Below are 15,640 nucleotides of genomic sequence, written 5' to 3'. Positions count from 1 at the left end.
TTCCCAGCCGCTCCGATTACTTAGATCATGAGTTGCAAATCATGAAGCCACGCCGCTTCGGGTTAAACCTTCCCGGGCGAGACTTCCGTTTTGAGTTGGAAGACTTTGTTCCTGCACTTGCAGGAACGATTGGCATTATTGCCATGTACTCTGCCGTCAGTATGTCGTGGGCGGAAGGGTTAACTCAAACTTGGGATCACATTAATCTGGGGAAAGACTTCGCTATCGAAGTGGCGCGGGTGGAAATGTTATTCCCAGCTTTACTCTTCTGTGTTCTTGCCTCAGGTTTTTTTAATCCACGAGCTAACCTAGCAGGTAACCATGGCCCAATGATTCCACTCATCGGTACCATCGCGCTTGCCGGTGCCCACCCTCTTGCACTTGCCATTTTACTGGGTATCTTCGGGTTAATATTGAGCTATTTTAAAGGTGGCTCCAAATTGGTCAACCTGACCTCGGAGGGAACAGCCGGTGGTTTGCTTATTTTCCTCGGTTTTACCGGAACCATGAGCCAAATCACCTCTATACAAGAATGGGCAACCAGTTTACAGTCTGCAAATATTGCCGCCGGTGATATGGGCTATATCGGGCTCATTGTACTGGGCGTCAACATTGTGCTTTATGCCTTCCTTGCCAAAATTAATATGCGCTGGCTGGCCATTCCCGTTTGTGCCTTTACTGGATTACTGCTGGCATTAATTTTTGGTGCGGGTTTTGATCTAAAATTTGAAACACAAACAGGTTTGCCGAATCTTAACCCTATCTACTGGTGGGGAAGCACTGAACAAGGATGGATGCTTGGTTTGCCTACCCTTGAGCACTTCATCGCCTCTTTACCTTTCGCTATTCTTGCCGTAGCTATGTGGTCACCTGATTTCTTAGGCCATCGTATTTTCCAAGAACTCAACTACCCTCGTAAAACGGAAAAAGTATTGATGGATGTGGATGACACAATGACGATGTGTTCAATCCGACAAATGGTTGGCACTGCCTTAGGCGGCGGTAATATCACTTCATCTTGGGGTACCTATATGATCCCAGCTGCGATTGCAAAACGTCCTATTCCTGGTGGCGCGATCATTCTTGGTTGTTTAGTGATGACTATCGCTATCTTAGGCTTCCCAATGGATGTTGCGGTGTGGCCTCCAGTTATGCGTGTTGCTCTACTTGTTGGGGTATTCCTTCCTTTACTAGAAGCGGGGATGCAAATGGTCAGAGACACAAAAGATTCGCAAGCAGCGGGGATTTGTATCTTTGGTTCTGCGGTTGTCAACCCTGTATTAGCTTGGGCATTAACGATGTTGCTGGACAATAACGGTCTGATTGGCGATAAATCACGTGCAGAGAAACTTTCCTTCGTCGATAAGATAATCATCCCAGGTGGTGTACTGATTATTTGTTTAATCGCCATGTTAGCGGTCGGCATGCTGGATGGTCAGTACGGGATTAAAGCTTGGCTACATTAAGCCATCGCATTGACAGAGTGAACAAGATCGGGAAACCTGTCTATACTCACTAAATATAAAGGATAGCAATTTGGGTAGTGTGAAGACACTACCCAAACTTTATCTATATTTTTTAAGTTTTATTGATTTAGTTTAAGGTTTACGATTTTTTTTTAGCTTAAATTGGCTATCAACAGGAACCAATGACAATATTTATATTCAAACTAATGTGTATGTCGATTCGACTATAGATATTGTTATTCATAGAGTGTACTGCCTCTTGTGTGATGCAAGATAGCTGGCTCAACGGCGAAACAGTACGTGTTTTTTCTACTAAAAAGGTAGGTATGTCATGGCAGAGCAATTTGCTAAAGCTTGGGAAGGTTTTGTTGCAGGTGACTGGCAAAACGAAGTCAATGTTCGTGATTTTATTCAAAAGAACTACACACCGTATGAAGGTGACGAATCTTTCCTAGTTTCTGAAGGTACTGAAGCAACCAAAAAGCTTTGGGAAAAAGTAATGGAAGGAATCAAACAAGAGAACTCAACACATGCTCCTGTTGATTTCGACACTTCTGTTATTTCTACCATCACTGCTCACGATGCGGGCTACATCGAAAAAGACCTAGAAAAAATCGTCGGTCTTCAAACTGAAAAACCTTTAAAACGTGCTCTTATCCCTAACGGTGGTATCCGTATGATCGAGAGTTCGTGCAAGGCTTATGATCGTGAACTCGATCCTGAAGTAAAAAAAATCTACACCGAATACCGTAAAACACACAACCAAGGTGTATTTGATATTTATACACCAGAAATTTTGGCTTGTCGTAAATCAGGTGTTCTGACTGGTCTTCCTGATGCATATGGCCGTGGCCGTATCATTGGTGATTACCGTCGTATCGCTCTATACGGTATTGACTACCTAATGAAAGATAAATTCGCTCAATTCACTTCTCTACAAGAGAAATTTGAAAATGGCGAAGATCTTCACATGACCATGCAACTTCGTGAAGAAATTGCCGAGCAACATCGTGCTCTAGGCCAAATGAAAAAAATGGCTGAAAAATATGGTTGTGACATCGGTCGTCCAGCAGAAACAGCTCAAGAAGCTATCCAATGGACTTACTTTGGCTACCTAGCTGCCGTTAAGTCTCAAAACGGTGCTGCAATGTCTCTTGGCCGTACTTCTACTTTCCTTGATGTGTATATTGAACGCGATATGAAAGCGGGCAAAATCACAGAAGAAGAAGCGCAAGAGATGATCGACCATTTCGTCATGAAACTACGTATGGTTCGCTTCTTACGTACACCAGAATATGATGAACTGTTCTCTGGCGACCCAATTTGGGCAACTGAATCTATGGGTGGTATGGGTCTTGACGGTCGTACTTTAGTTACACGTACCAACTTCCGCTTCCTCAATAGTTTATACACTATGGGGCCATCTCCAGAGCCAAACATCACAGTTCTATGGTCTGAACAGCTACCTGCTGGCTTCAAAAAATTCTGTGCTAAAGTGTCTATCGATACTTCATCTATTCAGTATGAAAACGATGACCTCATGCGTCCTGACTTTGAGTCTGACGACTATGCCATCGCATGTTGTGTATCCCCAATGATTGTGGGTAAACAAATGCAGTTCTTTGGCGCTCGTGCAAACTTAGCAAAAACCATGCTTTACACCATCAACGGTGGTATGGATGAGAAGCTAAAAATGCAAGTTGGCCCTAAAATGCCTAAGATCACTGATGAAGTGCTTGACTACGCTGATGTGTGGGACAAGATGGATCACTTCATGGATTGGTTAGCAAAACAATACGTCACAGCATTGAACTCTATCCACTACATGCATGATAAATATAGCTATGAAGCGGCATTGATGGCTCTGCATGATCGTGACGTAAAACGTACTATGGCGTGCGGTATCGCAGGTCTATCTGTTGCTGCTGACTCTCTGTCTGCCATTAAATATGCCAAAGTAAAACCAATTCGTGATGAAGATGGTATTGCTGTCGACTTTGAAATCGAAGGTGATTATCCTAAATTTGGTAACAACGATCCTCGCGTGGATGACATCGCTTGTGAATTAGTTGAAGTCTTCATGAACAAAATCCGTTCACTGAAAACTTACCGCGATGCGATTCCAACCCAGTCAATTCTAACCATTACTTCAAACGTTGTTTATGGTAAGAAAACTGGTAATACACCAGATGGACGTCGCGCTGGTGCCCCATTTGCTCCTGGTGCAAACCCAATGCATGGCCGTGATGAAAAAGGTGCAGTGGCTTCATTGACCTCTGTCGGTAAACTTCCATTTGCTCATGCTAAAGATGGTATTTCTTATACTTTCTCTATCGTACCGAATGCACTTGGTAAAGATGAAGGTTCACAACGTGCTAACTTGGCTGGTCTAATGGATGGTTACTTCCACCATGAATCAGGCATTGAAGGCGGTCAGCACTTAAACGTGAACGTGCTTAATCGTGAAACGCTATTGGATGCGGTTAAACACCCAGAGAAATATCCACAATTGACTATTCGTGTATCAGGTTATGCCGTTCGTTTTAACTCTTTAACTGCTGAGCAGCAACAAGACGTTATCGCACGTACGTTCACTGAATCACTATAATCACTTAGTCGTTATTATTGACATCAAACCTCGCTCTTTGAGCGAGGTTTTTTTACTTGTGAACAAGGTAAAATAGATGCGTTACTTTTATCTTGAGCGGTGAGATCTTGTTCCCGTGAAACGAGTTTTAAGCACAACGAAAGGTTTGACGAAGCAACTGTACCACTACAAACCCCTATTTAATCCTCACCTTTTGTAATAAAATAACGATTAAATACAGTAAATGAGAGCAGCTTATGTCTACTATTGGTCGTATCCATTCATTTGAGTCTTGCGGTACTGTCGATGGCCCAGGTATTCGATTCATTATATTTTTACAAGGTTGCTTATTTCGTTGTAAGTATTGCCATAATAGAGATACATGGGATACCCATTCTGGTAAGGAAGTCTCCGTAGAAGAAATTATTGCTGAAGCCAAATCTTACCGACATTTTATGAATGCTTCTGGAGGAGGTGTCACCTGCTCCGGTGGTGAATCCATGTTACAACCAGAGTTTGTCCGTGACTTTTTTAGAGCAGCAAAAGCAGAAGGTATTCATACCTGTTTAGATACCAATGGCTATATTCGTAAATATACACCTGTCATTGATGAAGTTTTGGATGTGACCGATCTCGTTATGTTAGATATCAAACAAATAAAAGATGATGTTCATCAAGATCTGATTGGCGTTTCCAACAAACGCACCTTAGATTTTGCACGTTATCTGCATAAAATAGGCAAGGCTACTTGGATCCGCTACGTCGTGGTTCCCGGTTATACTGATGATGAAGAATCCGCTCATCTACTTGGTCAGTTTATTCAAGGAATGGATAATATTGAAAAAATAGAGCTTCTTCCTTATCACAAATTAGGTGCCCATAAATGGGAAGCGATGGGAGAAACCTATCCCCTAGAAGGGGTAAACCCACCCAGTAAAGAAACCATGGATAAGATTGTTTCGGTATTGAAGCAGTACCATTCAAACGTCAAATACTAAGCTTTAACCATAAAAACACCGGGATATTCCTGGTGTTTTTTTGTTCACTCTCATCGTCTTACCAACCCGAAAATGACCATCTCTACAGGTCAATCCAAACGGTTCTTGGCACTCTATTCTAATAACGTCGATATTTTATTCTTTTAACATTAAATCTGTGTTGAGATCATGTTTCAAAAACATCGATTGCTGTTAACCTTATCTTAAGCAAATTGACCAATATTAAGTATAATGAGGCCAGCCATGGAAATGACTAATGCACAGCGTCTAATTCTATCAAACCAATATGTTTTAATGTCTCAACTCGACCCGACCAATGCCGATAAATATAAGCGTTTACAAACGATCATTGAGCGTGGTTACGAACTACAGATGTGTGAGTTAAACAAAGAGTTTGGATGCTTATCTGAAGCCGAATGTCGCGAAGTGATCGACGTAATGGAGATGTATCATGCGATGCAAGAATCTTATAAAATGCTTGATGACAGCCATCGCCAACATCTTGATGCTCGCCGCTTAAATTTTCTTGGTTATGATATTGCTTCTGAAGCACAATTAGTCAACTATGTCCGTTTTCTAGTGAGCACAGAAAAACTTTACCCGCAATTTGAGCCGAATGAGCACCAATTTAACAGCCAAATTCCTATGCAAGATAAATATCGTCGCATGCTAGTAACATGGAGAAATTGCCCAAGACAATACCATTTATCGGCCAATGAACTAATGCAAATCATCAAAGCTTAATGCATCACCAACAGAACAGGGAAGCGATCATCGCTTCGCTTCCCTTTCGTTTTGAGTTCTAAAATAAGTAAACGATACCGATTGTGCCCATCGTGCCGGCATCACGTCCTACAACGGGGCTTTCGGAAATCCCCCCCGCTAAGTTGGTGTAACGAACGCCGCCAGAAATACGTATATTATGCGCTACCGCCCAATAAGCGCTCGCGCCAACAAAGTATTGCCCTTCCCAATTGGCATCGTATTTCTCTAATCCACTGCGAACAGCTTCTTGTGCTGATACACCATATAAATGGTTATTGAGGTTGTCAGAGTTATAAGCATACCCAATAGCAGGGGTAATCCCCCAACCTTTAAAACGCAGCGGAAAACGCCAAGCTAACTCACCATAAACACCGTTGTGCCTGCCGGCAATATCTGAGCCAATACTCGCTTCCCACATCCCGAGCATCGTGTATAGCTGGTAGCTTACTCCACCTAAAACCGTCGCTTTACGTTTATCGAGTAAACGTATTTGCGGATCATCGGAATCAGAAGGCTTAAGCGTTCTAGGATCAAAAGCAACGCGAAAGACAATATTTTGCGATGCTCCCCGCGGAAATAAACGATACCCAGCATCAAAACCGCGAAGAAAAATATGCTCACCTTCATAGCCAATGACTGGGATCACGGTTCGATTCGATGGCGTATCTTTATAAACGGCAGGAGAATAAGCCGCCGCTAATCCTAATGACCACTGAGACACTTCTGCATTCACTGCCGAAGAAATGAGCAGAAAAGAAAAAAAACATCGTCGTTTCATCCTTAAATAACGCATATTCACCCTACATTCTGTATCGATAACAAACAATAGGATAATCATAGAGCCTGAAATCTATTGATACAATCTTTGTTACACCCAAACAACTTACCGGTTCAAGTTAGTCGTCATTAAATGAATGCCCCCTGAGCATCGCCCATCATTTTCACTACAAAATTCATATTTCAGTTTTTTTAATGGGAAATACACCAGCCAAATTTCATCCCCAATTTTAAATAAACACATAATCTTTAAGCAAAATCGCTAAACTCGATCTAGGCTTAACATGTTAGGGAGTTATGTTTTTCAGCGGTTATATGTCCGATAAGACATTTAAAGAGGGGATGCACAATGAGTATTTTTGACCACTTTCAGGCCCGCTATGAAGCAGCCAAGGATGAAGAACTGTCCATACAAGCCTTTTTAGATCTATGCAAAGATGACAAAAGTGCTTATGCAAATGCCGCTGAGCGTCTACTACTGGCGATCGGCAAACCTGAACTCATCGACACCTCTAAGGATCCTCGGTTGAGTCGGCTTTTTTCTAATCGAGTAATATCTCGCTATCAGCCCTTTGCCGAGTTTTATGGCATGGAAGAAGCGATTGAACAGATAGTTTCTTATCTAAAACACGCCGCTCAAGGGCTAGAAGAACGTAAACAGATTCTATATCTACTTGGCCCTGTTGGTGGGGGAAAATCGTCGTTAGCTGAAAAGCTCAAAGCCTTGATGCAACAAATGCCTATTTATGTTCTTTCTGCTAATGGCCAACGTAGCCCAGTCAATGATCACCCATTTTGCCTGTTTGATGTGACTGAAGACGGCGATCTTCTTAAACGTGAATATGGCATAGAAAAACGTTATTTACGCTCGATTATGTCTCCGTGGGCCGCCAAGCGATTACATGAATTTGGAGGCGATATTACCCAATTTAAAGTGGTGAAGGTGCGTCCTTCTATTCTAGACCAAATCGCGATCGCAAAAACCGAACCTGGTGATGAAAATAATCAAGACATTTCCTCTCTGGTAGGAAAAGTCGACATTCGTAAACTGGAGCACTATTCCCAAGATGATCCAGATGCTTATAGCTATTCTGGTGCTTTATGTCGGGCAAACCAAGGGTTGATGGAATTCGTCGAAATGTTTAAAGCGCCCATCAAAGTGTTACACCCACTGCTCACCGCAACTCAAGAAGGAAACTACAACGGTACAGAGGGCTTATCAGCCCTGCCCTTTGATGGCATGATCCTCGCTCACTCCAATGAGTCAGAGTGGCAAACCTTTCGTAATAATAAAAATAATGAAGCTTTCTTGGATCGAGTTTATATCGTTAAAGTGCCTTATTGTTTACGAGTTTCAGAAGAAATTAAAATTTATGAAAAACTACTTGAACACAGTGAACTATGCCAAGCACCTCGTGCACCAAGTACGTTAGAGTTACTTGCACAATTTAGTGTGCTATCGCGGCTAAAAGTGCCAGAAAATTCATCGATCTTCTCAAAAATGCGTGTCTACGATGGTGAAACGCTAAAAGATACTGATCCGAAAGCCAAAAGTTACCAAGAATACCGAGACTACGCTGGAGTTGATGAAGGCATGTCAGGCCTTTCAACACGTTTTGCATTTAAAATTTTATCGCGCGTATTTAACTTCGATCAAGCAGAGGTCGCCGCAAATCCCGTTCATTTATTCTACGTGATTGAGCAGCAAGTTGAACGAGAACAATTTCCACAAGAAACGGCCGATCGTTACCTTGAATTTATCAAGGGGTATCTGGTACCTCGCTATGTCGAATTTATTGGTAAAGAGATTCAAACCGCCTACCTAGAATCTTATTCTGAATATGGACAGAATATTTTTGATCGTTACGTCACTTATGCCGACTTCTGGATTCAAGATCAAGAGTATCGCGACCCAGAAACCGGTCAACTGTTTGATCGCTCAGCACTCAATGATGAATTGGAGAAAATCGAAAAAACCGCAGGAATCAGTAATCCTAAAGATTTCCGTAATGAAATTGTTAACTTTGTCTTGCGTGCACGAGCTAACAATAATGGCCAAAATCCTGTTTGGACAAGTTATGAAAAACTACGCACCGTAATCGAGAAAAAAATGTTCTCCAATACAGAGGAGCTGCTACCCGTTATCTCATTTAATGCAAAAACTTCTTCTGAAGATCAGAAGAAACACGACAACTTTGTCGCTCGGATGATGGAAAAAGGCTATACCGAGAAGCAAGTTAGACTACTCTCCGAGTGGTATTTACGGGTTCGCAAATCCTCTTAATTGTGCAAGTGGCTCATCAATCCGTGTTGTCCTATCAAGTCACTGACCGATGAGCCACCCCGCAAAGCGTATAAGCAATGCAAGCTTATAGGTTTGACGTTTACAGGGAGAATTTCATGGCGCAATTTATTGACAGAAGGTTGAACGGTAAAAATAAAAGTGCCGTCAATCGGCAGCGTTTTTTACGCCGTTATAAGGATCAAATTAAAGAGTCCGTCGCGGATGCTGTCAATCAACGATCGATCACCAATACTGAGTCTGGCGAAGATATTTCGATTCCACAACGCGATATTAAAGAGCCGATTTTCCATCAAGGGAAAGGCGGTTTAAAAGAACGAGTGCATCCGGGCAATGATCAGTTTATTCGTGGCGATAAAATAGAACGACCTAAAGGTGGTGGCCAAGGTGACGGTTCTGGTGAAGGAGATGCAAGTAAAGATGGTGAAGGCGAAGATGATTTCGTGTTCCAAATTTCAAAAGATGAATATTTGGATATTCTATTTGAAGACTTAGCGCTCCCTAACCTTGAAAAAACGCAGCTCAATAAAATTAAAGAGTGGAAAACACATCGCTCAGGCTTTCAAACCGCAGGCGTTCCGGCCAATATTGCTATTGTCCGTTCGTTACAACAATCTTTAGCTCGTCGAACGGCCATGACCGCCGGAAAACGCCGCTTAATGCAAGAGTTAGAAGACGAACTGGAAAAGATCCAGCTCGCGGAGCCAGCGCAATTATTAGTCGAAAAACAGCTTAAAGAAGAGATAGCCGAATTAAGACGTAAAATTGACAGTGTACCCTTTATTGATACCTTTGATTTACGTTTTAAAAACTATGAAAAACGCCCAGTTCCTTCTAGCCAAGCTGTAATGTTTTGCTTAATGGATGTTTCTGGTTCAATGGATCAAGCGACCAAAGACATCGCCAAACGTTTTTATGTGCTGCTTTATCTATTTCTTACTCGGACTTATGAAAATGTCGAGGTTGTTTTTATCCGCCATCATACCCAAGCCAAAGAGGTGGATGAACATGAATTTTTCTATTCACAAGAGACGGGAGGAACCATTGTTTCCAGCGCGCTAAAATTGATGCATGACATTGTTAAAGAGCGTTATCCACAAGGAGAATGGAATATTTACGCCGCACAAGCCTCAGATGGCGATAACTGGGCAGATGATTCACCTCGTTGTAAAGAACTACTCGCCAATCAATTACTTCCCGAATGTCAGTACTTTGCTTACATAGAGATAACCCGACGCTCTCACCAAACTTTATGGTATGAGTACGAAAAGCTGATCGATACCCATGACCACTTTGCGATGAAAAACATTCGCAATGTTGAAGATATATTCCCTGTGTTTAGGGAGCTATTCCATCAGGAAACGGCATAGGGGAAACCGATATGAATCATAAAAAATCCACAATCAGCGCCAATAAAAAGCGCTTACCCGATGGGCCTGATTGGACCTTTGAACTACTTGAACAGTATCATCAAGAAATCAAACGAGTTGCCCAATATTATCGGCTAGATACCTATCCTAATCAGATAGAAGTCATCACCTCGGAACAGATGATGGATGCCTATTCTAGTATTGGAATGCCGATCAATTATAATCATTGGTCATTTGGTAAAAAGTTTATCCAAACGGAACAAAACTACAAACATGGCCAGATGGGGCTAGCGTATGAGATTGTGATTAACTCCGATCCTTGTATTGCCTACTTGATGGAAGAAAATACGGTTACGATGCAAGCATTAGTCATGGCTCATGCTTGCTACGGACATAACTCTTTCTTTAAAGGTAACTACCTATTTCAAACATGGACAGATGCCAATTCGATCATTGACTACCTTTTATTTGCTAAAAACTATCTAGCCGAATGTGAAGAAAAATATGGTATTCATGAAGTTGAACAACTGCTCGATTCTTGTCATGCGCTCATGAACTATGGCGTTGATCGGTATAAACGCCCAGAAAAAATATCCATTGCGGAAGAAAAAGCACGCCAAGAAGAGCGTGAGGCGTACTTGCAATCTCAGGTGAACGCACTCTGGCGTACGGTACCGCAAAAAGTCAAGGAAACCGAATCTCAGGCCCGCTTCCCAAGTGAGCCTCAAGAAAATATTCTTTACTTTATTGAAAAACATGCGCCACTACTTGAGCCTTGGCAGCGAGAAATTGTACGGATTGTCCGCAAAATCAGCCAATACTTTTACCCACAGAAACAAACTCAAGTCATGAATGAAGGCTGGGCGACATTCTGGCATTACACCATTCTCAACCATCTCTATGATGAAGGTATCGTCTCTGATAAATTTATTCTTGAATTTTTACATAGCCATACCAGCGTTGTGGCACAACCAGCTTACAATAGCCCTTATTATAGTGGCATTAACCCTTACGCTTTAGGGTTTGCGATGTTTCGAGATATCAAACGCATTTGTGAAGAACCAACCGAAGAAGATAAATACTGGTTTCCTGAACTAGCGGGAAGTGATTGGTTAGACGCCGTTCACTTTGCAATGCGTAACTATAAAGACGAAAGCTTTATTAGCCAGTATCTATCACCGAAGTTAATCCGCGATTTTAAGCTGTTTGCTATTTGTGATGATGACCATAAAAATTTTATTGAAATTAGTGCGATTCATGATGAATTAGGTTACAAAAAAATTCGTGAAAAACTCGCCGCACAATACAACTTGAGTCATTTAGAACCCAACATTCAAGTTTATAATGTCGATGTACGAGGAGATCGTTCTATCACCTTGTTATACATTCCTCATGAGCGGATTCCTTTGGATCCAAGCTATCATGAAGTACTCAAACATATGCACCGCCTATGGGGATTTGATGTTAAGCTCGAGGAGTTGAAAGAAAGTGGTCGATATGAATTATTAGCAACTTGCCCGAAGAAAAATGACCACGAAAGTAAACACTAATGTGCGGCTCATCAGCCGATATGATGACCGAGGTAACAAAATAACGCTGTTCCCAATCACACCAAAGCGTCGTGAACGGGAATAGCGTTATGCAATTTCAGTAAGGTAGGGATACCTTAGCGTTCAATTTTAGCTCACAGCAATAATTCGGCGAACTGCTGCGAGATCTTCTGCTGTATCAACCCCAGCTGGTGGTGCCTCAAAAGCCACTGCGACGTGGATTTTTTCACCATACCAAAGCACTCTGAGTTGTTCCAAGCTTTCAATCTTTTCTAACATACTCGGCTGCCAACGGATATAAGTATTAATAAACCCGGCCCGATACGCATAAATACCAATGTGCCGCATCAAAGGTTGAATAACCCGTTTATCTGGTAAAGCGAAATTATCCCGATCCCAAGGGATCGCGGCTCGACTAAAATAAAGTGCGTATCCGTCTTGATCCGTGACGACCTTAACCGCATTGGGGTTAAAGATTTCATCTTGGCTATCAATCTCAACAGCGAGCGTTGCCATCGGGGCTTGGCTTGCTGATAAGTTATCCGCCACTTGGCGAATAATACAAGGGGGGATCAAAGGTTCATCCCCTTGCACATTGACAATGATATGATCATGATCAATCCCCATTAAGGCCACCACTTCAGCGAGACGTTCGGTACCAGACTGGTGTTCAGCCGATGTCATACAAACCGTTCCACCGAAGTTTTGCACCGCTTGCTCAACTCGATGATCATCGGTAGCAACAATGACTCGCTCGGCCCCTGCTTGCTGCGCTTGTTCATAAACCCATTGAATCATTGGCTTACCACCAATATCAGCCAACGGCTTACCCGGTAAGCGGGTGGATTGATATCGCGCTGGGATCACCACTGTAAATGACATTAGCGCCCCTCTTCCATCTTCATTGTGCGCGCTTCGGGTTCCAGTAACACCGGAATCCCTTCTTTGATAGGATAAGCAAGACGATCAAATTTACAAATTAACTCTTGATTCTCTTTATCGTAAGTTAGTTTCCCTTTACAAACCGGACAAGCTACGATTTCAAGCAGACGATGATCCATACAGTTCCATAACCTCTTTAATTGTTTTCAAAATGCACTGTTCATGTTCAGAAACTATCTGGGCAGAAACCGGTAAATACCACCAGTTAGCCTCTGCAAACTCAGTACATTTAACGGCATCTTTTTCCGTCATTATTACGTTGTCGCCTTTCTTCGCTAACACTTTCAGTTGCGACTCATCAAAAGCCTGATGATCAGCAAATCCATGTGTCACGATAGGTTTGGCACCTAATGTTTGTAGCGTTTTAAAAAAACGTTCAGGATGACCAATCCCCGCCCACGCGACTAAATCGGTCAGTTGACTCACGTCTACTCGCTCCCCAGTCACAAGATTGACCGCCAAGCTGGGCGATAAAGTCATTCCGATCTCCCCAGTTTTGGCTTGCCCACCATTGGTAATAATAAAATCTACCTCTTGCAAACGTGAAACTGGCTCTCGGAGAGGGCCAAGCGGTATCAATTGCTGATTTCCAAAGCGCCGTACCCCATCAACAACAGCAAACTCGATCTCTCTCTCTAGTGCATAGTGTTGTAAACCATCATCGGTTACAATTACCTCAACCCCGAGCGCTAAAAGCGCTTTAACGGCATTTACTCGTACCGGATCCACAGCAACAGGAGCGTGAGTGCGCTGATAAATCAGCTTCGGCTCATCACCACAATGTGACGTAGGAGTCGACTCCGTCACTAATAATGGATAGACCGGTGCTTTTCCACCATAACCCCGAGAAACAACTCCCGCTCGATAACCCTGTCGCTGTAATGTTTCCACCAACCAAATGACGAAAGGTGTTTTACCATTGCCACCAGCGGTAATGTTTCCGACCACAAAAACGGGAACAGGTGCCTTATAACTTGCTTTTTTTCCTTGTTGAAAAGCACGCCGCCGCGCTGAACTGATGAGCTTGAACACTAAACTCAGCGGCCACAACAGTGGCCACAAAAGAAAGTAGCTTAGATGACGCTCAAACCAAAGTTTTTCAATCACGGATTAATCACCGAACTGGATACGATGAAGCTGGGCATACGCGCCATTTTTAGCAATCAATTCCGCATGTTTTCCGCGTTCAATGATTTCACCATCATCGACCACTAAAATTTCATCCGCTTTTTCTATCGTTGAAAGACGGTGAGCAATCACTAAGACTGTTTTATTTTTCTGTAGCTCATCTAATGCCGCTTGAATCGCTCGTTCAGACTCAGTATCCAAGGCCGATGTTGCTTCATCTAAGATGAGAACTGGCGCATCTCTGAGTAAAGCTCGAGCGATCGCCACTCGTTGTCGTTGACCACCGGAGAGGCTGGCACCGTTTTCACCGATCATGGTATCTAATCCATCCGGCATATGTTGAATAAAGTCCATCGCATGCGCGAGTCGTGCTGCCTCTTCTATTTGCTCTCTGGTGTACTGCCCCTCTGCTGCATAAGCAATATTATTCGCAATCGTGTCATTAAAGAGGTGAACGTTTTGTGAAACAAGAGCAAAATGTTGACGTAAATTCGCTAAGGTATAATCACGAATATCATGCTCATCAAGACAAATAGAGCCTGAATCGACATCATAGAAACGGGTAAATAAGTTAGCAATGGTTGACTTCCCTGAGCCTGAGCGCCCAACTAAAGCAACAGTTTTACCTTGTGGAATAGCAAAACTGATATGAGATAACGCTGGTTTCTCCTTACCTTGGTAGGTAAAAGTCACATCTTTCACGACAATATCACCACGAACTTTATCGGTTTCAAATTTACCGTGATCACGTTCTGTTTCCAGATCCATTAACGCAAACAAGGTTTGCGTTGCCGCCATACCACGCTGAAAATCCGACGTGACATTGGTTAATGCTTTTAACGGACGCATTAAGCCAAACATTGCAGAAAAAACCACCGTAAAGGTTCCTGGAGTTAAATCGGCGCGAATGGAGTCGACACTGGCTAAGAAAAGTACAGTCACCAAGGCTAATGAGGCAATCATCTGAATAACAGGGTCAGCAACGGCTTGCGCTGATACCAGCTTCATGGTTTGCTGACGCATCCGATTGCTAACATTATCAAAACGTTTGCGCTCGACCTCTTGTCCTCCATAGCTCAAGACGACTTTATGGCCTTTTAGCATCTGCTCCGCAGAAGAAGTGACATGCCCCATGGTCGTTTGCATATTTTTCGATATTTTGCGAAACCGCTTCGAAACAACACGGATACCTAATGCAACAATAGGCGCTACGACAATCAGCACCAGCGATAATTGCCAACTGTTCCAAAACATTAAGGTTAATAGGCCAATAATACTGGCCCCTTCGCGAACAATACTTACCAGTGCCCGGCTAGTTGCTCCGGCAACTTGTTCTGAATCGTATGTAATTCGAGAGAGCAAGCCACCGGTAGATTCTCGGTCAAAGAAACTCACTGGCATATGCATGAATTGATGAAAAATGCGCCGACGCATCTGCATCACAACATTCCCCGAGACCCAACTCAAACAGTAAGCAGAAACAAAGCTGCTACAACCGCGAATAAACATCAAACCTAAAATAATAAAAGGCAATATTTGTAAGAAACTGGAATCGCTGCTGCCAAACCCTTCATCCAATAATGGTTTGAGCAAAGAGATCATGTAAGTATCAGACAGCGCGTTCATCACCAGCGCGATAACCGCTAAAACTAACCCCGCTTTGTAAAGACGGATGTAGGTCCAAAGGCGCTTGAAGGTTTGCCAGGTTGTTTCATCAGAATTGAGAGACATAGAGATGCTTAATAAATATGACAA

Annotated in this window: 12 protein-coding genes; 7 read left to right on the top strand and 5 right to left on the bottom strand. The window is 42.8% G+C overall.

Annotated features, from left to right (window positions below; all coding sequences use genetic code 11):
- The 4 genes from B7C60_RS13935 to B7C60_RS13920 all read left to right on the top strand — a co-directional run.
- Positions 1-1,466 (top strand): DUF3360 family protein (locus B7C60_RS13935; RefSeq protein WP_245869474.1); only part of this gene is annotated, 1,466 nt, incomplete at its 5' end.
- A gap of 331 nt (positions 1,467-1,797) precedes the next feature.
- Positions 1,798-4,074, top strand: coding sequence for a formate C-acetyltransferase (pflB, locus tag B7C60_RS13930; protein ID WP_099612186.1), 2,277 nt, complete (start codon positions 1,798-1,800; stop codon positions 4,072-4,074).
- 236 nt (positions 4,075-4,310) lie between these two features.
- Positions 4,311-5,051 (top strand): pyruvate formate lyase 1-activating protein, encoded by a 741-nt coding sequence (gene pflA / locus B7C60_RS13925; RefSeq protein WP_099612185.1) that lies wholly within the window; start codon positions 4,311-4,313, stop codon positions 5,049-5,051.
- Positions 5,052-5,294: 243 nt separating this feature from the next.
- A complete protein-coding gene (locus B7C60_RS13920) occupies positions 5,295-5,795 on the top strand; it encodes a YfbU family protein (RefSeq protein WP_099612184.1) in 501 nt (166 codons plus the stop codon).
- Positions 5,796-5,853: 58 nt separating this feature from the next.
- Here B7C60_RS13920 and B7C60_RS13915 read toward each other — a convergent pair whose 3' ends face one another.
- The gene (locus tag B7C60_RS13915; RefSeq protein ID WP_425445515.1) at positions 5,854-6,609 is read right to left on the bottom strand and encodes a MipA/OmpV family protein; all 756 of its coding nucleotides are present in this window, start codon (positions 6,607-6,609) and stop codon (positions 5,854-5,856) included.
- Between the two features lie 333 nt (positions 6,610-6,942).
- Between B7C60_RS13915 and B7C60_RS13910 the strand changes: the two genes are divergently transcribed.
- The 3 genes from B7C60_RS13910 (at position 6,943) to B7C60_RS13900 (ending at position 11,815) form a co-directional block, all read left to right on the top strand.
- Positions 6,943-8,877 (top strand): PrkA family serine protein kinase, encoded by a 1,935-nt coding sequence (locus B7C60_RS13910; RefSeq protein ID WP_099612182.1) that lies wholly within the window; start codon positions 6,943-6,945, stop codon positions 8,875-8,877.
- Between the two features lie 116 nt (positions 8,878-8,993).
- A complete protein-coding gene (locus B7C60_RS13905; RefSeq protein ID WP_099612181.1) occupies positions 8,994-10,265 on the top strand; it encodes a YeaH/YhbH family protein in 1,272 nt (423 codons plus the stop codon).
- 11 nt (positions 10,266-10,276) lie between these two features.
- Entirely contained in the window at positions 10,277-11,815 is a 1,539-nt protein-coding gene (locus B7C60_RS13900) for a SpoVR family protein (RefSeq protein WP_099612180.1), read from the top strand.
- Between the two features lie 129 nt (positions 11,816-11,944).
- On the opposite strand, the gene kdsB is transcribed toward B7C60_RS13900, so the two are convergent.
- From kdsB to msbA, 4 genes are read right to left on the bottom strand one after another with little or no spacing between them, the layout of a single operon-like run.
- On the bottom strand, positions 11,945-12,697 hold the full coding sequence (gene kdsB / locus B7C60_RS13895) for a 3-deoxy-manno-octulosonate cytidylyltransferase (protein WP_099612179.1): 753 nt from the start codon (positions 12,695-12,697) through the stop codon (positions 11,945-11,947).
- The gene (locus B7C60_RS13890; RefSeq protein WP_099612178.1) at positions 12,697-12,876 is read right to left on the bottom strand and encodes a Trm112 family protein; all 180 of its coding nucleotides are present in this window, start codon (positions 12,874-12,876) and stop codon (positions 12,697-12,699) included. The genes kdsB and B7C60_RS13890 overlap by 1 nt, the downstream gene beginning before the upstream one ends.
- Entirely contained in the window at positions 12,857-13,864 is a 1,008-nt protein-coding gene (gene lpxK, locus B7C60_RS13885; protein WP_099612177.1) for a tetraacyldisaccharide 4'-kinase, read from the bottom strand. Before lpxK ends, B7C60_RS13890 begins: the two co-directional genes overlap by 20 nt.
- A 3-nt stretch (positions 13,865-13,867) precedes the next feature.
- Positions 13,868-15,616, bottom strand: coding sequence for a lipid A ABC transporter ATP-binding protein/permease MsbA (gene msbA / locus B7C60_RS13880; protein ID WP_099612176.1), 1,749 nt, complete (start codon positions 15,614-15,616; stop codon positions 13,868-13,870).
- Positions 15,617-15,640: the final 24 nt, after the last annotated feature.

It is taken from the genome of Vibrio fujianensis, assembly GCF_002749895.1.
GTDB lineage: Bacteria > Pseudomonadota > Gammaproteobacteria > Enterobacterales > Vibrionaceae > Vibrio > Vibrio fujianensis.
The sequence above is the reverse complement of the archived record's forward strand: the minus strand, read 5'-3'. Positions and strand labels throughout refer to the sequence as shown.